Genomic DNA, 22,560 nt, shown 5'->3' with positions numbered 1-22,560 from the left:
TTTGGCCAGCGAAGTGCGCGTTGGAAAAGGAAAGGATAAAACTCAAGGGGTATACATGCGAAAGTACGCTGTCTGGACAGCCAGTTTGTTATTGATGTTCACGCTTTCCGGCCAGGCCGTCAGGGCCGAACAGGGCTGGCAGCCGATCGAACAAAGGATCAATAAAAGCGATAAAGATCCGCGTCACTATCAGGCCATCCGGCTGGATAACGCCATGACGGTATTACTGGTTTCCGATCCGCAGGCCACTAAATCGCTGGCGGCGCTGACGCTGCCCATCGGCTCGCTGGACGATCCCGATCGGCAGCTGGGGCTGGCTCACTACCTTGAACATATGGTGCTGATGGGATCAAAACGCTATCCCCAGCCTGATAATCTGGCGGAGTTCCTGAAAAAGCACGGCGGCAGCCACAATGCCAGCACCGCCTCTTATCGCACCGCCTATTATCTGGAAGTGGAAAATGACGCGCTGGCGCCGGCGGTCGATCGCCTTGCGGACGCGATAGCGGAACCGCTGCTCGATCCGCTTAATGCCGATCGGGAGCGCAACGCGGTTAATGCGGAAATGACCATGGCGCGCTCGCGCGACGGCCACCGCATCGGGCAGGTGGGGGCAGAAACCCTGAATCCGGCTCATCCCGCCGCCCGCTTTTCCGGCGGCAACCTGGAAACGCTGAGCGATAAGCCCGACAGCAAGCTGCACGGCGCGCTGGTTGCGTTTTATCAGCAGCACTACTCGGCGAACCTGATGAAGGCGGTGATTTACAGTAACAAACCGCTGCCTGAGCTGGCGGCTATCGCCGCGCAAACCTTTGGGCGGGTAAAAAACCATCAGGCCAGCGTACCGGTTATCAATGTGCCGGCGGTTACCGATAAGCAGAAGGGCATCATTATTCATTATGTGCCGGCGCAGCCGCGCAAACAGCTGCGGATAGAGTTTCGTATCGATAACAATAGCGATCGGTTCCGCAGTAAAACCGATACCCTTATCAGCTATCTTATCGGCAACCGCAGCAAAAATACGCTTTCCGACTGGCTGCAAAGTCAGGGGCTGGCTGATTCGGTCGATGCCGGCGCCGATCCGATGATTGTACGCAACGGCGGCGTGTTCGCGATAAACGTCTCGTTGACGGATAAAGGTCTGGCCCAGCGCGATCGCGTGGTAGCGGCAATTTTCAGCTATCTCGATCTGCTGCGTCAGCAGGGCATTGATAAGCGCTATTTCGATGAAATGGCGCACGTGCTGGATATCGATTACCGCTATCCCTCTATTACCCGCGATATGGACTATATCGAATGGCTGGTGGACACCATGCTGCGCGTGCCGGTAGAGCATACGCTGGATGCGCCTTATCTGGCCGATCGCTACGATCCGGCGGAAATTCGCGCGCGGCTGGCCGGCATGACGCCGCAGAATGCGCGTATCTGGTATATCAGTCCTGACGAGCCGCATAACAAGACGGCCTATTTTGTCGATGCGCCTTACCAGGTGGATAAAATCAGCGCCGGGCTGTTTCAGCGCTGGCAGCAGATGGCCGCGACCGTTTCGCTGTCGCTGCCGACGCTGAACCCCTATATTCCCGACGATTTCAGCCTGATCCCGCCGTCAGATAAGCCGGCGACTCATCCGCAGCAGCTGGTGAACGAGCCGGGCCTGCGCGTGTTTTATATGCCGAGCCGCTACTACGCCAGCGAGCCGAAAGCCAGTATTACGCTGGCGCTGCGCAACAAGGCGGCGATGAACAGCGCGCGCAATCAGGTGCTGTTCGCTCTGAATGATTATCTGGCGGGCGTGGCGCTGGATGAACTTAGCTCGCAGGCGGCGGTTGGCGGCATTAGTTTCTCCACCAGCGAAAATGACGGCGTTACCCTCACCGCCAGCGGCTTTACTCAGCGTCTGCCGAAGCTGCTGACGACGCTGCTGGACGGCTACGCCAGCTATACGCCGACGGAGGATCTGCTGGCGCAGGCGAAATCCTGGTATAAAGAGCGGCTTGACGCGGCGGAAAAAGGCAAAGCCTTCGAGCTGGCGATTCAGCCGGTGCAGATGCTGTCGCAGCTGCCCTATACCGAGCGCAGCGAGCGGCGTAAACTGCTGGCCTCCATTAGCCTGCAGGAGTTAATCGACTATCGCCGCATGCTGCTGGAGCAGGCGACGCCGGAGATGCTGGTGGTAGGCAATATGACGCCGCAGCAGGTGGAAACGCTGGCGCGCGAGGTCAAACGGCAGCTTAACTGCCAGGGAGATAGCTGGTGGCATAGCGAATACGTTACGATTAGCCAGCCGCTGCGCGCGAATCTGCAAAAGGCGGGCAGCAGCAGCGATTCCGCGCTGGCCGCGGTGTATGTGCCGACCGGCTACAGCGAGCATCAAAGCATTGCCAACAGCGTGCTGTTAAGCCAGATTATCCAGCCCTGGTTCTATAACCAGCTGCGTACACAGGAACAGCTCGGCTACGCCCTGTTTACTTTCCAGATCCCGGTAGGGCGTCAGTGGGGCATCGGTTTTCTGCTGCAGAGCAACAGCAAACAGCCTGCGCTGCTGCTGCAGCGCTATGAAGCCTTTTATCCTGACGCCGAGCGGCGTCTGCGCGCCATGAGCCAGCAGGATTTCGCTCAGTACCAGGCGGCGTTGATTAATGAGCTGCAGCAGCGTCCGCAAACGCTGAATGAAGAGGCGGGGCGCTACAGCAAAGATTTTGACCGGGAAAATTACGCCTTTGATTCGCGTGACAAGGTTATTGAACAGATTAAAGCGCTGACGCCGCAGAGCCTGGCGGATTATTTCCACCGGGCGGTGATTGCTAAGCAGGGCCTGGCGATGCTGTCACAGGTTTCCGGCAGCCAGCATGATAAAGCTGACTACGCAACACCGCAGGGCTGGAAAACCTGGCCGAACGTCAGCAGCCTGCAACAATCGTTGCCGGTGACAAGCGAGAAGAAATGAGTGATACCAACCCGCAGCGGCTCGATCCGCTGACGCTGCCGCTCCGTCAGGAGCGGCTCATCGAGGCATCAGCAGGAACGGGGAAAACCTTTACTATCGGCATTCTTTATCTGAGGCTGTTGCTTGGTCTTGGGCAGGATAACGCCTTTCATCGCCCGCTCTCGGTTGAAGAAATCCTGGTGGTAACCTTTACCGAAGCGGCAACCGCGGAACTGCGCGGGCGTATTCGGCAGAATATTCATGAGCTACGGCTGGCCTGCGTACGCGGCGGCAGCGGTAACCCGGTGCTGGCGGCGCTGCTGAACGAAATTAGCGATCCTGCCGACGCCGCCGCGCTGCTGCTGGCGGCTGAACGTCAGATGGATGAGGCGGCGATTTTTACTATCCACGGCTTCTGCCAACGCATGCTGAATCTGAACGCCTTCGAATCGGGCATGCTGTTTGAACAGCAGCTGATTGAAGACGAATCGGCGCTGCGCCGTCAGGCCGCCGCCGATTTCTGGCGGCGCCACTGTTATCCGCTGCCGCTGGCGATTGCGAAAGTTATCGCCCAGGAGTGGACCGGGCCGGAGCAGCTGCTGGCGACCCTGACGCCCTGGCTGCACGGCGAGTCGCCGGCGTTAAAATATGCGCCCGATGGCGAAGAGACGCTGGCGCAGCGCCATGAAAAAATCGTGGCGCGTATTGAGGCGCTGAAAGCGCAGTGGCGGGCAGCGGCCGGCGAGCTGCGCGAGCTGATTGAAAAATCAGGCGTGGACAAGCGTAGTTACAGTAGCAAGCACTTACCTAACTGGCTGGATAACATTGCCGTCTGGGTGGCCGAAGAGACGCAGGGCTACGGGGTGCCAAAAGATCTGGCGCGCTTTCGCCAGAGCGTGCTGCTGGAGAAAACCAAAAAGGGCGAGCCGCCGCGTCATGCGCTGTTTGACGCGGTGGAGGCCTTTCTCTCAGAGCCGCTGTCGCTGCGCGATCTGGTGATTGCCCGCGCGCTGGAGGAGATCCGCCTGGCAACGCGCCGTGAGAAAAAACTGCGCGCGCTGCTGGGCTTTGACGATTTGCTGAGCCGCCTTGATGAAGCGCTGCATCAGCCGGGCGGCGATCTGCTGGCAGAGGCGATTCGCGCCCGCTATCCGGTTGCGCTGATTGATGAATTTCAGGATACCGATCCGCAGCAGTACCGGATTTTCCGGCGCCTCTACGTGGGGCAGCCGGAAAACGCCCTGCTGTTGATTGGCGATCCCAAACAGGCGATATATGCATTTCGCGGCGCTGATATCTTTACCTATATGCGCGCCCGAAGTGAAGTTAGCGCCCACTACACACTGGATACCAACTGGCGCTCATCGCCGGCAATGGTAGCCAGCGTAAACCAGCTTTTTTCCCGGCTGGATAATCCCTTTTTGTTTACGCAAATACCCTTTATCGAGGTGAATGCCGCGCCGCCTAATGAAACGCGCGCCTTTCAGCTTGCAGGGGCGCAACAGCCTGCGCTGCGCTTCTGGCTTCAGCCTGGCGACGGCGTAGGGGTTAGTGAGTACCAACAATGGATGGCGAGCCAATGCGCCGCCAACATTCTGCACTGGCTACAGGCGGGCCTGCGCGGCGAGGCGCTGATTGGCAAGCAGGGCGAGCGCAGGCCGGTCAGCGCCGCCGATATTACCGTGCTGGTACGCAGCCGCAATGAGGCGGCGGTTATACGCGATGCGCTGAACCGACTCAATATTCCTTCGGTTTACCTTTCCAACCGCGACAGCGTTTTTACCACTCCTGAAGCGCGCGAGCTGCTGTGGCTGCTGCAGGCGGTTCTGGCGCCGGAGCTGGAACGCACGCTGCGCAGCGCGTTGGCGACCAGTATTCTGGGGCTGGATGCCGCCGCCATTGACGCCATGAGCCAGGATGAAGAGCGCTGGGATGCGCTGGTGGAAGAGTTCGCAGCCTACCGCCTGCGCTGGCAGCAGCGCGGCGTACTGCCGATGCTGCGCGAGCTGATGAAACAGCGGTATATCGCGGAAAACCTGCTGGCCTCGGAGAGCGGCGAACGGCGGCTGACCGATCTGCTGCATCTGGGCGAACTGTTGCAGGAGGCGTCGGCGCAGCTGGACAGCGAGCATGCGCTGGTGCGCTGGCTGGCGCAGCAAATCGCGCAGCCTAACCATCAGGCGGCCAGCCAGCAGCTGCGTCTGGAGAGCGATCGTCATCTGGTGCAAATCGTGACGATACATAAAGCCAAAGGGCTGGAGTATCCGCTGGTGTGGCTGCCCTTTGCCGCTAACTTCCGCGAGGCGGCGCAGGGGCTTTATCATGACCGTAAAACTTTCCAGGCGCTGCTGGATCTCAGCGACGATGAAGAGAGCCTTGAATTAGCCGAGCAGGAGCGGCTGGCGGAGGATTTGCGTCTGCTGTACGTCGCGCTGACCCGCTCCGTTTATCATTGCAGCATCGGTATCGCGCCGCTGATTAAGGGCAACCGCAAAAAAGAGGGCAACAGCGATTTGCATAAAAGCGCCGTCGGCTATCTGATTCAGCGCGGCGAGGCGCTAAACGCCAGCGCATTACAGCAGGCGCTGCATGAGCTAACTAATGACGCGGTAGCGGTAACCGTGCCGCAAGCGGTGGAGGAAGGCAGCTGGCAGCCGGAGGGAGAAGGCCTGCCGGAGCTGACCTGTCCGGCGATTTCGCGCCAGTTACAGGACCACTGGCGCGTAACCAGCTACTCCGGGCTGCAGCAGCACGGGCCTTCGGTGGCGCTCGATTTAACGCCGCGCTTTGATATTGATGCCGCGGGCGAGACGGCAGAGGTGGTCGCGCCTGCGCTCACGCCGCATGCCTTTCCACGCGGCGCCTCGCCCGGTACTTTCCTGCACGGCCTGTTTGAGACGCTCGATTTTAGCCAGCCGCCGGATGAGGCGTGGCTGGCGCAGCAGCTACAGCTGGCGGGCTTTGGCGAACAGTGGCTGCCGATGCTGCGCGACTGGATCCAGCGCGTGCTGCAAACGCCGCTGCATCAGAACGGCGTCAGCCTCGCGCAGCTGACGCCGGGGCGCTATCTGGTCGAGCTGGAGTTTTGGCTGCCGATGCATCAGCTGCTGACCGCGCCAGCGCTCGATGCGGTCATGCGCCAGCACGATGCGCTGTCGGCTCGCGCGCCGGAGCTGAACTTTCAGCAGGTACAGGGCATGCTCAAGGGCTTTATCGATTTGGTCTTCTGCTGGCAGGATAAATATTATCTGCTCGATTATAAATCGAACTGGCTGGGCGAAGAGAGCGCGGCCTACACGCCGCAGGCGATGGCTGAAGCGATGATTAGCCACCGCTACGATTTGCAGTATCAGCTCTATACGCTGGCGCTGCATCGCTATTTGCGCCATCGTGTTGCAGATTACGACTATCAACGCCACTTTGGCGGCGTGTTTTATCTGTTTTTACGTGGGATGGACGGCAGCGCCAGTGAAAACGGCGTGTTTCACCACCGTCCTTCCGCCGATTTTGTCATGGCGCTGGATAGCCTGTTTAGCGGAGACAAGGTGGAAGCGAAATGAGAAAAATGAGCGAGCTGCTGCGCGAGGCGGTAGAAAAACGATTGATACGCGCGCTGGATTTACAGTTTGCCCATATGCTGGCGGACGATACGCAGCCGGCCTTAATGCTGGCGGCGGCCTGCGTCAGCGCCGAAGCGGGCGAAGGGCATGTCTGCCTGCCGCTCGATCACTTACGCGCGGGGCAGCTGTTTGACGGACGCCAGCCGGAACTGGCGGCGGAAATCTGGCAGGCGGCGGGTGAGCCGGAAGAGTGGGAGAGTTTGTTGCAGCGGAGCCATGCGGTAAGCGACGGCTCCAGGCCGACGCCGCTGGTTGTGGCGCAGCAGCGTCTCTACCTGCACCGCATGTGGCGCGGCGAAGGCAGCGTGGCACGCTTTATCGCTGCCGAACAGCCTGCGCCCGCCTTCGAGTACGCTGATTTACAGCGGGTATTGAACGAGCTGTTCGGCGATCGCCCCGACGACTGGCAGAAAATCGCCGCCGCCGTGGCGATTACGCGTCATATTTCCGTTATTTCCGGCGGGCCGGGCACCGGGAAAACCACTACCGTCGCTAAGCTGCTGGCGGCGCTGATTCGTCTTTCGCAGCAAAAAATGCGTATCCGGCTGGCCGCGCCTACCGGCAAAGCGGCGGCGCGACTGACCGAGTCGCTGGGCAAAGCGTTACAGAGCCTGCCGCTAAGCGAGACGGAACGCGCCGCTTTTCCTGAAGAGGCGACCACGCTGCACCGCCTGCTGGGCGCGCAGCCGAACAGCCAGCGTCTGCGTTACCATGCCGGTAATCCGCTGCATCTGGACGTGCTGGTGGTGGATGAAGCCTCAATGGTGGATCTGCCGATGATGGCTAATCTGATCGCCGCGCTGCCGCCGCATGCGCGCGTTATTTTTCTTGGCGATCGCGACCAGCTGGCCTCGGTAGAGGCGGGCGCGGTGCTGGGCGATATTTGCCGCTGCGCCGAAGCGGGCTACAGCGTGGCGCGGGCCAGGCAGCTGCGTCAGCTTACCGGCTGCGAGCTGGACGGCGCGGACGGCGCGGGAATGCCCGGCGTGCGCGACAGCATTTGTCTGCTGCGAAAGAGCTATCGCTTCGATGCCCGTTCCGGCATTGGGCAGCTGGCGCAGGCGGTCAACGCCGGAGATGCGCAGGCGGCGGATAAGGTGTTTCGCGCCGGCTTTGACGATATTCGCCGCAGCGAGCTGAGCAGCGCGGAGCATTATCAGCAGCTGCTGGAGCAGGGCGTGGCGGGTTATGAAGAGTATCTTACTTTGCTACAGCGCGGCGCGGCGCCGGAAGAGGTGCTGGCCGCCTTCTCCCGCTACCGGCTGCTGTGCGCGCTGCGTGAGGGGCCGTTTGGCGTAGCGGGGCTCAATGAGCGTATCGAACGGCTATTACTGAAGCTGCGGCGAATCCGTCGTCCGCTGGCGCAGAGCCGCTGGTATATCGGGCGCCCGGTAATGATTGCGCGCAACGACAGCGCGCTGGGGCTGTTTAACGGCGACATCGGCGTGGCGATGAATGACGCCGGGAATACGTTAAAAGTCTATTTTCCGCTGCCGGACGGCTCGATCAAGGCGGTGCAGCCAAGCCGCCTGCCGCCGCACGATACCGCCTGGGCGATGACGGTGCATAAATCGCAGGGCTCTGAATTTGACCATACCGCGCTGGTGCTGCCGAATCACTACCTGCCGGTGCTGACGCGCGAGCTGGTGTATACCGCCATTACGCGCGCGCGCCGTCAGCTGACGCTCTATACCGATCGGCAGATCTTTGCCCGCGCGGTAGCGGTGCGTACCCAGCGGCGCAGCGGTTTAGTGGAACGGCTAAGCGCGCCCGATCTCTGATTTCTTCGCGGCTCTGGCGCGTAGCGCCAGAGCGTCAGGTCAGATCGGCCATCAGCACTTTCGAACGGCGCTGATAGTTATACATCTGCTTTTTGCTCTCCGGCAGCAGTTCAATATCCACCGGCGTAAAGCCGCGCTCCTGAAACCAGTGAATGCTGCGGGTAGTCAGCACAAACAGCTTTTTCAGCCCCAGCTGTCGCGCCTGTAATGCGATACGCTGCAGCAATATTTCGCCGCGTGATGAGCTGCGATAGTCGGGATGTACCGCCACGCAGGCCATTTCGCCGATCTGCTCGTCAGGAAAGGGATAAAGCGCCGCGCAGGCGATGGTCAGATTGTCGCGTTCGATAATGGTGAACTTGTCGATCTCCATCTCCAGCTGCTCGCGTGAGCGGCGTACCAGGATGCCCTGCTGCTCCAGCGGGCGAATCAGCTCCAGAATGCCGCCGATATCGTTGATGGTAGCGCGGCGAATCTGCTCGGCGGACTCCATCACGATCTGGGTGCCGATGCCGTCGCGCGAGAACAGCTCCTGCAACAGCGCGCCATCCTCCTGATAGCTGATCAGGTGGCTGCGTCGTACGCCGCTGCGACAGGCTTTTACCGCGCCGCGCAGAAAGCGTACCGTGCCGGAAAGATAATCGCCCCGCTGCTCCAGCGTTTCAATACGCGCCTGGGCGTCGTTGGGAAAAAGCTCGGAAATAATATTGCCGGCATCATCGGTTGCGCCCTGTTCGGAGCAGAAGCCGATCATTTTCTCCGCCTTTAGCTTAATCGCCAGCTGCGTCGCCACCTCTTCCGAGGTCAGGTTGAAGCTCTCGCCGGTCACCGAGACCGCCACCGGCCCGATAAGCACGATCGCGTTATTATCCAGCTGACGGTGGATCGCTTCTTCATCGATGCGGCGAATGCGCCCGCTGTGACAATAATCGATGCCGTCATCCACGCCCAGCGGCTGTGAAATAACAAAATTGCCGCTAACGACATTAATATGCGCGCCCTGCAGCGGCGTATTGCTCAGGCTCATGGAGAGACGAGCGGTAATATCAAGCTGCAGCTGGCCGGCGGCCTGCTTCACCAGTTCCAGCGATTGCGCATCGGTGACGCGCGTATGCTTGTGATAAACCGGCTCCAGCTGATGCTCCGCCAGGCTGGCATCAATCTGCGGGCGGGCGCCGTAAACCACCACCAGCCGGATGCCCAGGCTGTGCAGCAGCCCGATATCGTTCACGATGCTGGAGAAATTTTCGTGCTCAATGGCTTCGCCGCCCAGCATAATGACAAATGTCTTCCCCCGGTGGGCGTTGATCCAGGGAACGGAATGGCGAAAACCCTGAACCAGTGCAGTGCTACGTTCCTTCACGGCAGACCCTCTTTTGCATGAATATTCGGTTTTTTTGTATTTTTATTCTTTTGCAGCGAAGAGTGCAAGCGGCTTTTACCGCAATTTAACACCTTATACAATCTGCCGATAAGGTTAACAGGCTGCATTTTATGGCTTTTTCCGGGTGACAGTGTAAAAGTGAATAGGTTAAAGTTTTCGCCACATTTTTTTTCCTGGCTTTTTTTATACAGAACACAGTATCTGGAGCGGCATGTCCGAAACAAATCCCGTTATCAGCCGTCGTCGGCTGCTGCAGGGCGCTGGAGCGATGTGGTTACTGAGCGTCAGTCGGGTAGGGCTGGCGGCCAACAGTCATATTGTGGCGGTGCGCATCTGGCCTTCTTCCAGCTATTCTCGCCTGACGATTGAATCCAGCGTAGCCCTGAAATATAAGCAGTTCGCTCTCAGCCATCCTGAGCGGCTGGTTATTGATATTGAGCATCTGCAGCTGAATCACGTACTGAAAGGCGTTGGGCAGCTGGTGCAGAAGAACGATCCCTTTATTAAAACGGCGCGTGTCGGGCAGTTCGATCGTGATACGGTACGCATCGTGCTGGAACTGAAGCAGAACGTGGCGCCGCGCCTGTTTACCCTCTCTCCGGTCGCCGGTTTTAAGCACCGTCTGGTGGTCGATCTCTATGCGGCCTACGACAGCCAGGACGATCCGCTGCTGGCGCTGCTGAAGGATTATAACCAGGGCGATTTGGGGCGCACGCAGCCTGCGGAAGCGCCGCTGCCCGGCCGGGCAGGGCGCGATCGCCCTATCGTCATCATGATCGATCCGGGGCATGGCGGCGAGGATCCCGGCGCGCACGGCCTGCATAAAACCAAAGAGAAGGATATCGTGCTGAAAATCGGCCGTCGCCTGAAGGCGCTGATCGATAAAGAGCCGAATATGCGCGCTTATATGACGCGTAATGAAGATGTCTTTATTCCGCTTAAGGTGCGCGTGGCGAAGGCGCGTAAGCAGCGGGCAGATCTGTTCGTCTCCATCCATGCTGACGCTTTTACCAGCCGCGCGGCGCGCGGCTCATCGGTTTTTGCGCTTTCCACCAAAGGCGCCACCTCGACAGCGGCGCGTTTTCTCGCCCAGACGCAGAACGAATCCGATTTAATCGGCGGCGTCAGCAAAAGCGGCGATCGCTATCTTGACCATACGATGTTCGATATGGTGCAGCGGCGAACCATTAGCGACAGCCTGAAATTCGGCAAAGAGGTGCTGACGCGCATCGGTAAAATTAACCATTTGCACAAAAACAGCGTCGATCAGGCGGGATTTGCGGTGCTGAAGGCGCCAGATATCCCTTCGATTCTGGTAGAGACCGCGTTTATCAGCAACCCGGCAGAAGAGCGCAAGCTGCGCACCGCTCGCTATCAGCAACAGGTAGCGGAGGCGATTTTAAACGGGATTAAGGCTTATTTCTCAAAAGGGGCGGCGCTGGCGCAGCATAAATAGCTGGCGGGCCGGGGTGGATGCTTGTCATTTGCTCTGGTCCGCTTTAATAAACGCCAGATACAAAAAAACACCCTTGAGGGTGTTTTAATGTTGGTTGCGGGAGCCGGATTTGAACCGACGACCTTCGGGTTATGAGCCCGACGAGCTACCAGGCTGCTCCATCCCGCGTCAGGATGTTGTCGCTTCCGTCACGACAAGCTTGCTTTGTACTGCTTAATTGGTTGCGGGAGCCGGATTTGAACCGACGACCTTCGGGTTATGAGCCCGACGAGCTACCAGGCTGCTCCATCCCGCGTCCGTGGATGCGCACTATACTCTTACCGATTTATGATGCAACCCTTTTTTGCATATTAACCAGGAAGATTCTACTATCTGTCGAATAATTCCACTATCAGCCGTTTTCTTACCCGATATCGATGACTCTTTTTCCGGCAACGCATTTCATTCTCATTACCCCTTTGCTATCTTGCCCGGCAGGCAGCTGAGGTGAGATGAGAATGAAAGGACGTTGGGCAAAGTATGTAGCGGCCGGCGCGCTGTTAGCGCTGCTGGCGGGATGTTCCTCCAGGCCGACCGATCGCGGTCAGCAATATATAGATGGCAAAATCGATAGCCCGCTGACGCTGGTGAATCAGCCGAACGCCAAAGGGCGTCCGGTAAACGGCAAAGATTTTGGCGATCAGGTAAGTGAAATCCGCTTCGCCTCTTCTTCTTTATATCGCAAGCAAAGTGATACCTACAGCGCGATTGAAAACTGGCTGCTCTCCGGCGGAGATACGCGCCAGCTGCAGCTGTTTGGGCTGGATGCCTATCAGATGGAAGGGGTGGATAACTATGGTAACGTGCAGTTTACCGGGTATTACACGCCGGTGATTCAGGCGCGCTATACGCGCCAGGGCGAATTCCAGTACCCGCTTTATCGTATGCCGCCGCGCAGTAAAGGACGCAAGCTGCCGAGCCGGGCGCAAATCTACCGCGGCGCGCTGGACGATCGCTATATCATCGGCTACAGCAATTCGCTGATGGATAACTTTATTATGGACGTGCAGGGCAGCGGCTACGTTGACTACGGCGACGGGCGCCCGCTGATGTTCTTCGGCTATGCGGGCAAAAACGGCTGGGCCTACCACAGCGTGGGCAAAGAGCTGATCGATCGCGGTGAAGTGAAGCGGGAAGATATGTCGATGCAGGCGATCCGCGCCTGGGCTGACAGACACAGCCCGCAGGAAGTGCGCGCGCTGCTGGAAACCAATAACTCTTTCGTTTTCTTCAAACCGGAAAACTTTACGCCGGTGCGCGGCGCCAGCGCGGTGCCGCTGATTGCCAAAGCATCGGTAGCGGCGGATCGCGCGCTGATCCCGCCGGGAACGGCGCTGCTGGCGGAGGTGCCGCTGCTGAATCAGGACGGTAAATTTACCGGCAAGTATGAGATGCGTCTGATGGTGGCGCTGGATGTCGGCGGCGCGATTAAGGGGCAGCACTTCGATATCTATCAGGGCATCGGCCCGGAGGCGGGCCATATGGCGGGCTTCTTTAATCACTACGGGCGCGTTTGGGTCCTGCGCGCCGCGCCGGGCACGGGCGGTACGCTGTTCAGCAAGGCGCAAAACGGCCATAATAGTGCAATGCTGGTTAACGCCAGCCGGTAAACTTTTCGTCGCGGGCCGTTCTGGCCCGCCGACAGCAAATCAACAAAGGTTAATTGATGAGAGTTCTCTCTGACGCCTGGCGGCAGCGCTTTGGCGGCACGGCGCGTCTCTATGGTCAGGAGGCATTACAGCTTTTTGCCGACGCGCATATTTGCGTTATTGGTATTGGCGGCGTTGGCTCATGGGCGGCGGAAGCGCTGGCGCGTACCGGCATCGGCGCCATTACGCTGATCGATATGGACGATGTCTGCATCACTAACACCAACCGGCAGGTTCATGCGTTGCAGGGCAACGTCGGCAAGGCGAAGACGGAAGTGATGGCGCAGCGCATTCTGGCGATCAACCCGGAATGCACGGTGCACTGCGTGGATGATTTTATTACGCCCGATAATACCGCCGGGCTAATGAGCGCCGGCTACAGCTATGTGATCGACGCCATTGACAGCGTGCGGCCTAAGGCGGCGCTGCTCGCCTGGTGTCGGCGTAATAAGATCCCGGTAGTGACCACCGGCGGCGCGGGCGGACAGATCGATCCGGGACAGATTCAGGTGGCCGATCTGGCGAAGACCATTCAGGATCCGCTGGCGGCCAAACTGCGCGAACGCCTGAAGCAGGATTTTGGCGTAGTAAAGAACAGCAAAGGCAAACTGGGTATCGACTGCGTGTTCTCTACCGAAGCGCTGGTTTATCCGCAGCCGGACGGCAGCGTGTGCGCTTCGCGCAGCACGGCAGAAGGGCCGAAGCGCATGGACTGCGCCTCCGGCTTCGGGGCCGCTACCATGGTAACGGCCACTTTCGGCTTTATGGCGGTGTCGCACGCGCTTAAGAAGATGATGGCGAAGGCGGCGCGTCAGCGCTAGCCGCTGCGCGCACCGCCTGCGCCAGCGCATCCAGCCCGCTGCTGCGTGAGGCGCTGAGCTGCTCGCGCAGCCCCAGTTCGTCAAACAGCCGCAGCGGATCCTGCGCCAGCAGTACATCAGCGGGCTGTCGCTCCACCGCGGTAAGCAGCACCGCCAGCAGGCCGCGTACGATGCGGCCTTCGCTGTCGCCATAGAAGTGCAGCGTGCCGTCAGCCAGACGCTGATGTCCAAGCCAGACGCGGTTTTCGCAGCCGCTCAGCTCAATTTCCGCGCTTTTTAGCGCCTCCGGCAGCGGCGGCAGCTGTTTCCCCAGCAAAATTAACTGGCGATAGCGCTCTTCCCAGCCGTGACAGGCGGCAAACTTCTCTTTCAACGACGTTACGGTAATCAGTTCTGCAAAGGGATGCGGGGCGATAAGCGTCATAATAGTTACTCGGTCAATAGGGTAAAGGCGTGCTGGATGGCGCGTACCAGCGCATTGACATCCTGCCTGGTATTATAGGGCGCGAAAGAGGCGCGCAGCGTGCCGCTGACGCCCAGCGCCGCCATTAGCGGCTGAGCGCAGTGCTGACCGGCGCGCACCGCCACGCCGCTTTCCGCCAGCAGCGTGACGATATCGCTGTGGTGCAAGCCGGCGATATCAAAAGAGAGCAGACTGGATGCGCCGCAGCGGAAGCTGCGAAAGCCGGGAATCTGCTGCAGCTGCTCCTCAGCCAGCCCCGCAAGGTCGCTGCTCCAGCGTTCCGCCGCCTGCATATCGATCTGTTCCAGCCACTCCAGCGCCGCGCTCAGGCCGATAACGCCCGCCACGTTCGGCGTGCCCGCCTCGAAGCGCCAGGGAACCGGCTGTGGCGTAAAGCCGGAGAAATCGACCTGACTCAGCATCTTGCCGCCGCCCTGCCAGGGAGACATCGCCGCCAGCAGCTCCGCTTTGCCATACAGCGCGCCAATGCCCATCGGGCCGTAAAGTTTATGGCCGGAGAAAGCGTAAAAATCGATATCCAGCGCCTGTACGTCAGGCGGGCAGTGCACCACGCCCTGCGCGCCGTCCACCATCACTTTTGCGCCCGCCGCATGAGCAAGGCGGATCGCCTGCGCCAGATCGGGCTGGCCGCCGGTAACGTTGGACATCTGCCCCAGCGCCAGCAGGCGGGTTTTTTCATTCAGCAGGGCGGGCAGCTGCGCCATATCGGGCAGCCGATCCGCGCCCAGCGGCCATTTCACCACGCGCGCGCCGCTCTGCTGCGCCACCATCAGCCAGGGCACCAGGTTGGCATGATGCTCCGCCTCGCTGACCAGAATCTCATCGCCCGGCCGCAGCAGAGGAAGCAGCGCGCTTTGCGCCACCAGGTTGATCGCTTCGGTGGTGCCGCGCGTCCAGATGATGCTGCGCGCGTCAGGCGCGTTGATCAGACGGGCAACCTGCGCCCGCGCGCTTTCGTAACGTTCGGTAAGCTTACGCGCGGCGGCATGCTGGCTGCGGTGGACGGTACCGGCGCTCAGGCTGTAGTAGTGCTGCGTTGCGTCGATTACCGCCTGCGGCTTTAGCGCAGTGGCGGCGCTGTCCAGATAGACGCCGGCATCGGCCAGCGCCGGGAATTGCTGGCGAAAATACGCAGGATTAAATAAGGTCATGCTGTTCTCATTCGGTAAGTGTATGGCTTTGACGGCCCAGGAGCAGGATGAAATTCGGCTAAGCTGCTGGCGATACAGCAAAAACCCGTTATGCTCAATAGGCAAGGTTTAAACTGTTTACTCTCCGTCGCGTCGCGCAGGCAGCGGCCAGAGGCGCGCTGCGGTCGCTGGCGGAGGGGCTATCGCATTTGATCTGCAAGGAGATGAAAAATGAAAAAACTCGCCGCAGTACTGGCCGCTTGCGCCATGACTTTTACCTTAGCAGCCTGCTCCAGCAATTACGTGATGCACACCAATGACGGTCGCACCATTGTTGCCGATGGTAAGCCTATGGTAGATGATGATACCGGTATGATCAGCTATAAAGACGCCTATGGCAATGAGCAGCAAATTAACCGTGCCGATGTGAAAGAAATGGTTGAGATGGGGCAGTAAACCGCAGCCAAAAAAAAGCACCGCAGTTTGCGGTGCTGTTAAAATCACTATGGACAGACAGGGTAAATCTACAGGAATAAATGGTAGCTACGCTACCCGATCCGAAAAGCGTCAGATCAAATTGCAAACACAACATCACGACCACAAGCCAAAAGCCCTCCGACATCAGCAGTTCCCTGCTTATTCTGAAAACTTTTCGTTCCGGCTCAGGAAGTGCGGCAACTATAGGTATTTGCTGGAGCTTACTCAACGGACAATTTATAATGGCTCGGATAAAAAAATCTAATACGTAAACCGTCCTTAAGCGGTTGCGTCAAACTATTTCAGCCAAGACCTGGATACCATGTCAAAACGTCTTCCACCACTTAATGCTTTGCGCGTTTTTGATGCTGCAGCGCGTCATCTCAGCTTTACCAAAGCGGCTGAGGAGCTGTTTGTTACGCAGGCCGCGGTCAGCCATCAAATTAAATCTCTGGAAGATTTTCTTGGTCTGAAGCTGTTTCGGCGGCGTAATCGTTCGCTGCTGTTGACCGAGGAAGGTCAAAGCTACTATCTGGATATTAAAGAGATTTTCTCCGCGCTCAATGACGCCACGCGCAAGCTACAGGCGCGCAGCGCGAAAGGGGCGTTGACCGTAAGCCTGCTGCCGAGCTTCGCTATTCAGTGGCTGGTGCCGCGCCTTTCCAGCTTTAACTCAGCTTATCCGGGGATCGATGTGCGTATCCAGGCGGTGGATCGAGAGGAAGAGAAGCTGGCTGACGACGTGGACGTGGCGATCTTCTACGGGCGCGGCAACTGGCCGGGACTGCGCGTAGAAAAACTGTACGCCGAGTATTTGCTGCCGGTCTGCTCTCCGCAGCTGCTGATCGGAGATAAGCCATTGAAAACGCCCGCCGATCTTGAGCATGTTACTCTGCTGCATGATGCGTCGCGGCGCGACTGGCAATCCTATACTCGTCAGCTAGGCTTGCAGCACATTAACGTTCAGCAGGGGCCGATTTTCAGCCACAGCGCTATGGTATTACAGGCGGCGATCCATGGTCAGGGCGTGGCGCTGGCAAACAACGTAATGGCGCAAAGCGAAATCGAAGCGGGGCGCCTGGTTTGCCCGTTTAATGATGTGTTGGTCAGTAAAAACGCTTTTTATCTGGTTTGTCATGACAGCCAGGCAGAACTGGGTAAAATAGCCGCCTTTCGGCAGTGGATCCTGGCGAAAGCCGCAAGCGAGCAAGAAAAATTCCGCTTCCGCTACGCCAGCTAACCTATTTTTCCGCGACGGAGTGACCCGGCGCGTTATGTTAACGAGGATCGTTCGATGTCCAGTCGTGCAATGTTGATTTTTTCAGCCATCAGCGGTTTTTTCTTTGTCGCTTTTGGCGCATTTGGTGCGCACGTACTTAGTCAGTCTCTTGGTCCGACCGAAATGGCCTGGATTCATACCGGACTGGATTACCAGGCCTGGCATACGCTGGCGATTATCGGCCTGGCCGCCGCGATGCTGCGCCGTGCGAATATCTGGTTTTACTGGAGCAGCGCCTTTCTTGCCCTGGGCGTGGTGCTGTTCAGCGGCAGCCTTTTTTGCCTGGCGCTTTCCCACCTGAAAATGTGGGTATTTATTACGCCGATCGGCGGCACCTGCTTTCTGATCGGCTGGATTTTAATGTTAATTGGCGCGCTGCGTCTGAAGAGAAAGGCCGATCGCCATGAATAAAGTGTTGTTGTATTGCCGTTCCGGGTTTGAGAAAGAGTGTGCGGCGGAAATTACCGATAAGGCGGCGCAGCGCGAGATTTATGGTTTTGCCAGGGTAAAAGAGAATGCGGGCTACGTGCTGTTTGAGTGCTACGAGGCGACCGATGCCGATAAGCTGGCGCGCGAGCTGCCTTTCAGCGAACTGATTTTCGCCCGTCAAATGTTGGTGGTTGGCGAGCTGCTGCGCGATCTGCCGCCTGAAGACCGCATTGCGCCCATCGTTGCGATGCTGAACGGCGCGGTAGAGAAGGGCGGCGAGCTGCGGGTTGAGGTGCCGGACACCAACGAAGCGAAAGAGCTGCTGAAATTTTGTCGTAAGTTCACCGTTCCGCTGCGTGCGGCGCTGCGTCAGCAAAATATCCTGCTGAACTATGAGAGCGCGAAGCGGCCCGTGGTGCACGTGTTCTTTATCGCTTCCGGCCACTGCTACGTTGGTTACTCTTTTCCCGGTAACAATTCGCCGTTCTTTATGGGTATCCCGCGGCTTAAATTCCCGTCTGACGCGCCAAGCCGCTCCACGCTGAAGCTGGAGGAGGCGTTTCACGTCTTTATTCCCGCCGACGAGTGGGACGAACGCCTGGCGAGCGGCATGTATGCGGTCGATCTGGGCGCCTGTCCCGGCGGCTGGACCTACCAGCTGGTGAAACGCAGCATGATGGTGCATGCGGTGGACAATGGTCCGATGGCGCCGAGCCTGATGGAGACCGGGCAGGTGACGCACCACCGTGAGGACGGCTTTAAGTTTCGCCCGACGCGCAGCAATATCAGCTGGCTGGTATGCGATATGGTGGAAAAACCGGTGCGCGTCGCCAGCCTGATGGCGGAGTGGCTGATTAACGGCTGGTGCCGTGAGGCGATCTTTAACCTGAAGCTGCCAATGAAAAAACGCTACGAAGAGGTAACGCAGAATCTGGCGATGGTGCAGGAAAAGCTGCAGGAAAACGGTATTAACGCCCAGATTCAGGCGCGTCAGCTTTATCACGATCGTGAAGAGGTAACGGTACATATACGCCGTATTTGGGGCGCGCAGCCGGGGCGCCGTGACGAGCGCTGAATGCGCGATATTATTTTATCGGCGCGGGCGGATAACGCGGCGCCGTAAATTAATTGGTTAGCGATGAAATTATATTTTGACTAACCTGTTTCCTCTGCGTCAGTTATTTTCCTCGCTTCATTCCAGCTTATACAATTAATTTTTCTGTACAATAATCCGGCTATATTAGCCGGCTTTTTGTGATATTAAGCATGGCGGATAAATTTTATGTTGCCCCGTGCCATATTTATCAGCTTATTGAGTTGACACCTTTTCCGGTTTGTTGTTTTATTACCAGCGCTGGCACTTTACGTGTCATCTTTCTGTTTTTGATGGAATTGTCTTCCAAAAAAGGAACTCATAATGAATAAGGCTATTAAAATTGCTGTCCTGGCAGCCGTGGTTGCTACCCTGAGCGGCTGCACCGGCAGCGTCTATAATAAAGAGAAAAACTGTGACTATGATTACTTATTGCATCCGGCCATCTCTATTTCTAAGGTAATTGGCGGCTGCGGTCCTACCTCTAAGTAATCGTCCCATATACTCCTGATAATTTAAGCTGCGTCAGGCGCTGGCATCTCTTGCCGAATTATTATCCTTCAGGATAAGTATTCGAAGTTTCAGGATATAGCCGCTTAATGCAATGCGAATTATGTCGAGTATATTCTCCATATAGCCTGATGCTGGTCACGCGACCAGCATTTTTTTTTGCGCTTATTTAATATCGTAGCACGTAACCGATTATATTCCGTTCTGCGCCATTCAGAAATGCGGCTTATTTGCTGCCATATAGCGTAAATCTTTCAGGTTGCCGTTGAGATGCAGATCGGTACGTAGCGTAGCGACCTGCTGGCTGATAAAGGCGATATCGCGCTGTTCCGTCAGCTTTTTACGCCACTTTTCCGGTACGGCATCCAGCTGTTGATAAATCGCCTTAAGCGAGCCGAACTGCTGGAGCAGCTGGCTGGCGCTTTTAGGACCGATGCCCGCAACGCCTGGAATTTTGCTGCTGCTGATGCCGGCCAGGCCCCAGTAATCGGTCAGCTGAGCCGGCGAGACGCCAAATTCGCTATCGATAAACGGCTGATCGAGCCAGCGCTTCTGAAAATAGTCACGGATACGAATTTCCGGCGCCAGCAGCTGACAGTATCCCTTATCGGTGGAAACGATAGTAGCCTGATGCCCGCTTTGCGCCACTTTTACCGCCAGCGTGGCGGCCAGATCGTCGGCCTCATCGCCTTCTGCGGCCCGGCAGGCGACGCCAGCCTGACGAAACGCCTCCTGAAGGGCCGGCAACTCCTGCTGGAGATCCTCCGGCATCGGCGGGCGGCCCGCTTTATAATCGGGCAGCAGCTGATGTCGCCAGCCTTCACGGCGTAGTTCATCGTCGAAAACCGCAACGGCATGGCTGGGGCGCGTATGGGCCAGCAGCTGATGCAGCGCGGCAACGCAGCGTTCCCGGCACGGGCTGCCCTGCACGGCGTGGATGCGGCGGATGAGGTTTAGCGCGTCAACAATCAGTAAGTGAATAGTCATAATAAAAGACGGGCCGCGTCATGCCGCCCGTACCGTGATTATTTGATAATTTCGTAGCAGGGGATATAGGCGGTGCCCGGCAGTTTCATGCGGTGCTGAGCGACAAAGCCCTGCAGCAAATCATCCATGCGGCGCATTATCGCCGGATCGCCGTGCAGCTTATAGCGGCCTTTCTGCCTGATTTCCCGAATCCCCACCTCTTTCACATTGCCCGCCACGATGCCGGAAAACGCGCGCCGCAGCGCGGCGGCCAGTTTTTCCGGCGACTGGTGGGGATAAAGGTTCAGGTTCGCCATATTTTCATGGGTCGGCAGGAAGGGCACCTGTAAATCGGGCTCGATGCGCAGCGACCAGTTAAAACTGTAGGCGTCGCCGCTTTCGCGCCGGTTTTCTTTTACCTGCGGCATCGCTTTTTTCATCTGGCGCGCCACTTCCGGCGCATCGTCAATAATGATGCGGTAATAGCGGCGAGCCTGTTCGCCAACGGTATTGACGATAAATTCATCCAGCACGCGGAAGTAGTCGGCGCTCTCTTTCGGCCCGGTAAGAATCAGCGGCAGTACCTGATCGCTGTTCTCCGGGTTCATCAGAATGCCCAACAGATAAAGCAGCTCTTCCGCCGTACCGACGCCGCCGGGGAAAATAATGATGCCGTGCGCGATACGCACAAAGGCTTCCAGACGTTTTTCAATGTCCGGCATGATAATCAGTTCGTTCACCAGCGGATTAGGCGGCTCCGCCGCGATGATTGAGGGTTCGGTCAGGCCGATAAAACGCCCTTCGCGGTAGCGCTGTTGCGCATGACCCACGGCGGCGCCTTTCATCGGCGCTTCCATTACCCCCGGCCCGCAGCCGGTACAAATATTCAGCTCACGCAGGCCGAGCTGGGTACCGACGTTACGGCAGTACTGGTATTCGGCGGCGTTAATGGAGTGACCGCCCCAGCAGACCACCATATTAGGATCTTCGCCGATATGCAGCGCGCGCGCGTTGCGCAGAATAGAAAAGACCAGGTTGGTGATGTGCGCTGATTTTTCCAGATTGAGCTGGTGAAAGCGGCCGGCGGTGGAAAGCTGGCCGTTGACGAACAGAATATCGCGCAGCACGGCAAACAGGTTGGCCTGCAGGGAGCGGATAATGCGTCCATCGACAAACGCCTCTTCCGGCGGATTAATCAGTTCCAGCTTAACGCCGCGCTCGCGGCGCAGCACGTTGATATCGAAGTTTTCGAAACGGGAGAGCAGTTCATGGCTGCTGTCGGTTTGACTGCCGGAATTAAGTACCGCGAGAGAACAGTTACGAAACAGCTGGTAGAGGTCACTGCTGGCCGTACGCTTCAGCATGTCGACTTCCAGCTGCGAGAGCAAATCCATCGAGCCGAGTGGGCTGATATGTGTAATCAAGTGAGCTCCTTTACACCCGCCGGGGTGATAAGTGACACCGTGCCGCCGGCAATGCCGCACGGTGACGAGAAAATCCCTGAGCGGTGGCGCGCTGCCGCCGCTGTCCGTCAGAGTAGCCTTCTCCTGCGTAGTTTCTCAACTGATTCCTGTCACAAAAGAGCGTCCTGCGAGCCGCGCCGCAGTTTACTGGCGCACCAGACGGGTATGGCCCGGCTGGAAATCGGTATTGCTGCGCCACGGATTGATATCCAGCCCGCCGCGGCGCGTATAGCGCGCGTAAACCGTCAGCGTCTGCGGACGGCAGAAGCGCAGCAGATCGTTAAAAATGCGCTCGACGCACTGCTCGTGAAATTCATTATGGTGGCGGAACGAGACCAGATAGCGCAGCAGCGCCTCGCGGTTAATGCGCGGGCCGCGGTAGCGAATCTGTACCGAGCCCCAGTCCGGCTGATGGGTAATCAGGCAGTTGGACTTCAGCAAATGGCTGGTCAGCGTCTCTTCCACTATCTCTGCGCCTGCAGCGTCGGCAAGGTAATCGACGTTGAACTGATAATCGTCAATGCTGATATCCTGTTCGTCGATGCAGATGCCGTCGAACTGGCTTATCGGCTGGCCTTCGATCTCCTGCAGGCGAAACAGCGCTACGCTGACCTCGCCCTGAGCGCAGGCGCTAAGATCGCGCTGCAGCGTCTGGCGCACCTCGCCCCAGTCGGCGAAGCGCGTCTGATTAAAGCTGTTAAGATATAGCTTGAAACTCTTCGACTCGATTAGGTTAAGGCTGTCAGCCCGCAGCGAGATTTCGCCGATGGCGACCTGCGGCACGCCTTTCGCGTTCAGCCAGGAGAGCTCATACAATGTCCAGATATCTGCGCCATGAAAAGGCAGATTATCGGGATAAAGCCCCAGCGGCTCGCGGTTAAGCGAACGGGGAACCCCCTGCAGCAGGTCTGGCTGATAGCGATCCTGATAGGCGGTGGGTTTTCCCAGAGTCAGGCCGGCAAGCGCCTGATGTTGTTCGTAGCAAGACATAGCGTAACCTCAAATCCACCCGGAAAGGCGCATGCGTCTTTCCTGTAACAAGAAACGGAAAAT

The 22,560-nt window shown here is 58.0% G+C and carries 17 protein-coding genes and 2 tRNA genes; 11 read left to right on the top strand and 8 right to left on the bottom strand.

The window, feature by feature from the left end; translation table 11 throughout:
* Nucleotides 1–55: 55 nt before the first annotated feature.
* Genes ptrA through recD form a run of 3 tightly spaced genes read left to right on the top strand, consistent with a single transcriptional unit; the run spans nt 56 to nt 8,327 of the window.
* Nucleotides 56–2,947 carry a pitrilysin gene (gene ptrA, locus FKM52_RS12835; protein ID WP_141176572.1) on the top strand — a complete coding sequence of 964 codons (2,892 nt, stop codon included), beginning with the start codon at nt 56–58 and terminating at the stop codon, nt 2,945–2,947.
* A complete protein-coding gene (gene recB, locus FKM52_RS12830) occupies nt 2,944–6,486 on the top strand; it encodes an exodeoxyribonuclease V subunit beta (protein ID WP_141176571.1) in 3,543 nt (1,180 codons plus the stop codon). The genes ptrA and recB overlap by 4 nt, the downstream gene beginning before the upstream one ends.
* Nucleotides 6,483–8,327, top strand: coding sequence for an exodeoxyribonuclease V subunit alpha (gene recD / locus FKM52_RS12825; protein WP_141176570.1), 1,845 nt, complete (start codon nt 6,483–6,485; stop codon nt 8,325–8,327). The genes recB and recD overlap by 4 nt, the downstream gene beginning before the upstream one ends.
* 34 nt (nt 8,328–8,361) lie before the next feature.
* Here the strand turns inward: recD and argA are convergent, their stop codons facing one another.
* Complete coding sequence (argA, locus tag FKM52_RS12820) at nt 8,362–9,690, bottom strand: amino-acid N-acetyltransferase (protein ID WP_141176569.1); 1,329 nt, start codon at nt 9,688–9,690, stop codon at nt 8,362–8,364.
* Nucleotides 9,691–9,922: 232 nt separating this feature from the next.
* Between argA and amiC the strand changes: the two genes are divergently transcribed.
* Nucleotides 9,923–11,167, top strand: coding sequence for an N-acetylmuramoyl-L-alanine amidase AmiC (gene amiC, locus FKM52_RS12815; RefSeq protein ID WP_141176568.1), 1,245 nt, complete (start codon nt 9,923–9,925; stop codon nt 11,165–11,167).
* Between the two features lie 91 nt (nt 11,168–11,258).
* Here the strand turns inward: amiC and FKM52_RS12810 are convergent.
* Nucleotides 11,259–11,335 (bottom strand) — tRNA-Met (locus FKM52_RS12810).
* Between the two features lie 50 nt (nt 11,336–11,385).
* A tRNA-Met gene (locus tag FKM52_RS12805) sits at nt 11,386–11,462 on the bottom strand.
* A 202-nt stretch (nt 11,463–11,664) separates the two neighbouring features.
* On the opposite strand from FKM52_RS12805, the gene mltA reads away from it, so the two are divergent.
* Nucleotides 11,665–12,816, top strand: coding sequence for a murein transglycosylase A (gene mltA / locus FKM52_RS12800; RefSeq protein ID WP_141176567.1), 1,152 nt, complete (start codon nt 11,665–11,667; stop codon nt 12,814–12,816).
* A 56-nt stretch (nt 12,817–12,872) separates the two neighbouring features.
* Entirely contained in the window at nt 12,873–13,676 is an 804-nt protein-coding gene (gene tcdA / locus FKM52_RS12795) for a tRNA cyclic N6-threonylcarbamoyladenosine(37) synthase TcdA (protein ID WP_377090283.1), read from the top strand.
* On the opposite strand, the gene csdE is transcribed toward tcdA, so the two are convergent.
* Both csdE and csdA read right to left on the bottom strand, forming a co-directional pair.
* Entirely contained in the window at nt 13,639–14,100 is a 462-nt protein-coding gene (gene csdE / locus FKM52_RS12790; RefSeq protein ID WP_141176565.1) for a cysteine desulfurase sulfur acceptor subunit CsdE, read from the bottom strand. The genes tcdA and csdE overlap by 38 nt on opposite strands.
* Nucleotides 14,101–14,105: 5 nt before the next feature.
* Complete coding sequence (gene csdA / locus FKM52_RS12785; protein ID WP_141176564.1) at nt 14,106–15,311, bottom strand: cysteine desulfurase CsdA; 1,206 nt, start codon at nt 15,309–15,311, stop codon at nt 14,106–14,108.
* Nucleotides 15,312–15,521: 210 nt separating this feature from the next.
* On the opposite strand from csdA, the gene FKM52_RS12780 reads away from it, so the two are divergent.
* From FKM52_RS12780 to FKM52_RS12760, 5 genes are all read left to right on the top strand, one after another.
* Nucleotides 15,522–15,746 (top strand): YgdI/YgdR family lipoprotein, encoded by a 225-nt coding sequence (locus tag FKM52_RS12780; RefSeq protein ID WP_141176563.1) that lies wholly within the window; start codon nt 15,522–15,524, stop codon nt 15,744–15,746.
* A gap of 343 nt (nt 15,747–16,089) precedes the next feature.
* A complete protein-coding gene (gcvA, locus tag FKM52_RS12775) occupies nt 16,090–17,007 on the top strand; it encodes a glycine cleavage system transcriptional regulator GcvA (RefSeq protein WP_141176562.1) in 918 nt (305 codons plus the stop codon).
* Nucleotides 17,008–17,061: 54 nt separating this feature from the next.
* The gene (locus FKM52_RS12770; protein ID WP_141176561.1) at nt 17,062–17,457 is read left to right on the top strand and encodes a DUF423 domain-containing protein; all 396 of its coding nucleotides are present in this window, start codon (nt 17,062–17,064) and stop codon (nt 17,455–17,457) included.
* Nucleotides 17,450–18,550 carry a 23S rRNA (cytidine(2498)-2'-O)-methyltransferase RlmM gene (gene rlmM, locus FKM52_RS12765; protein ID WP_141176560.1) on the top strand — a complete coding sequence of 367 codons (1,101 nt, stop codon included), beginning with the start codon at nt 17,450–17,452 and terminating at the stop codon, nt 18,548–18,550. The genes FKM52_RS12770 and rlmM overlap by 8 nt, the downstream gene beginning before the upstream one ends.
* A 342-nt stretch (nt 18,551–18,892) precedes the next feature.
* Complete coding sequence (locus FKM52_RS12760) at nt 18,893–19,060, top strand: YhfL family protein (RefSeq protein ID WP_141176559.1); 168 nt, start codon at nt 18,893–18,895, stop codon at nt 19,058–19,060.
* 231 nt (nt 19,061–19,291) lie between these two features.
* On the opposite strand, the gene xni is transcribed toward FKM52_RS12760, so the two are convergent.
* The 3 genes from xni to queF form a co-directional block, all read right to left on the bottom strand.
* Nucleotides 19,292–20,065 (bottom strand): flap endonuclease Xni, encoded by a 774-nt coding sequence (gene xni, locus FKM52_RS12755; RefSeq protein WP_141176558.1) that lies wholly within the window; start codon nt 20,063–20,065, stop codon nt 19,292–19,294.
* Between the two features lie 38 nt (nt 20,066–20,103).
* Nucleotides 20,104–21,468, bottom strand: a complete 1,365-nt coding sequence (ppnN, locus tag FKM52_RS12750) for a nucleotide 5'-monophosphate nucleosidase PpnN (protein ID WP_141176557.1) — start codon at nt 21,466–21,468, stop codon at nt 20,104–20,106.
* A 183-nt stretch (nt 21,469–21,651) separates the two neighbouring features.
* A complete protein-coding gene (gene queF / locus FKM52_RS12745; protein WP_141176556.1) occupies nt 21,652–22,497 on the bottom strand; it encodes an NADPH-dependent 7-cyano-7-deazaguanine reductase QueF in 846 nt (281 codons plus the stop codon).
* Between the last annotated feature and the right edge of the window lie 63 nt (nt 22,498–22,560).

Origin of the sequence: Mixta tenebrionis (genome assembly GCF_006517625.1) — a bacterium.
GTDB lineage: Bacteria > Pseudomonadota > Gammaproteobacteria > Enterobacterales > Enterobacteriaceae > Mixta > Mixta tenebrionis.
The sequence above is the reverse complement of the archived record's forward strand: the minus strand, read 5'-3'. Positions and strand labels throughout refer to the sequence as shown.

Bases quoted from the DNA above. Each gene is read 5' to 3' on its own strand.
- ptrA (WP_141176572.1), top strand. From the start codon at position 56: ATGCGAAAGTACGCTGTCTGGACAGCCAGTTTGTTATTGATGTTCACG.
- recB (WP_141176571.1), top strand. From the start codon at position 2,944: ATGAGTGATACCAACCCGCAGCGGCTCGATCCGCTGACGCTGCCGCTC.
- recD (WP_141176570.1), top strand. From the start codon at position 6,483: ATGAGAAAAATGAGCGAGCTGCTGCGCGAGGCGGTAGAAAAACGATTG.
- amiC (WP_141176568.1), top strand. From the start codon at position 9,923: ATGTCCGAAACAAATCCCGTTATCAGCCGTCGTCGGCTGCTGCAGGGC.
- mltA (WP_141176567.1), top strand. From the start codon at position 11,665: ATGAAAGGACGTTGGGCAAAGTATGTAGCGGCCGGCGCGCTGTTAGCG.
- tcdA (WP_377090283.1), top strand. From the start codon at position 12,873: ATGAGAGTTCTCTCTGACGCCTGGCGGCAGCGCTTTGGCGGCACGGCG.
- csdE (WP_141176565.1), bottom strand. From the start codon at position 14,100: ATGACGCTTATCGCCCCGCATCCCTTTGCAGAACTGATTACCGTAACG.
- csdA (WP_141176564.1), bottom strand. From the start codon at position 15,311: ATGACCTTATTTAATCCTGCGTATTTTCGCCAGCAATTCCCGGCGCTG.
- FKM52_RS12780 (WP_141176563.1), top strand. From the start codon at position 15,522: ATGAAAAAACTCGCCGCAGTACTGGCCGCTTGCGCCATGACTTTTACC.
- gcvA (WP_141176562.1), top strand. From the start codon at position 16,090: ATGTCAAAACGTCTTCCACCACTTAATGCTTTGCGCGTTTTTGATGCT.
- FKM52_RS12770 (WP_141176561.1), top strand. From the start codon at position 17,062: ATGTCCAGTCGTGCAATGTTGATTTTTTCAGCCATCAGCGGTTTTTTC.
- rlmM (WP_141176560.1), top strand. From the start codon at position 17,450: ATGAATAAAGTGTTGTTGTATTGCCGTTCCGGGTTTGAGAAAGAGTGT.
- FKM52_RS12760 (WP_141176559.1), top strand. From the start codon at position 18,893: ATGAATAAGGCTATTAAAATTGCTGTCCTGGCAGCCGTGGTTGCTACC.
- xni (WP_141176558.1), bottom strand. From the start codon at position 20,065: ATGACTATTCACTTACTGATTGTTGACGCGCTAAACCTCATCCGCCGC.
- queF (WP_141176556.1), bottom strand. From the start codon at position 22,497: ATGTCTTGCTACGAACAACATCAGGCGCTTGCCGGCCTGACTCTGGGA.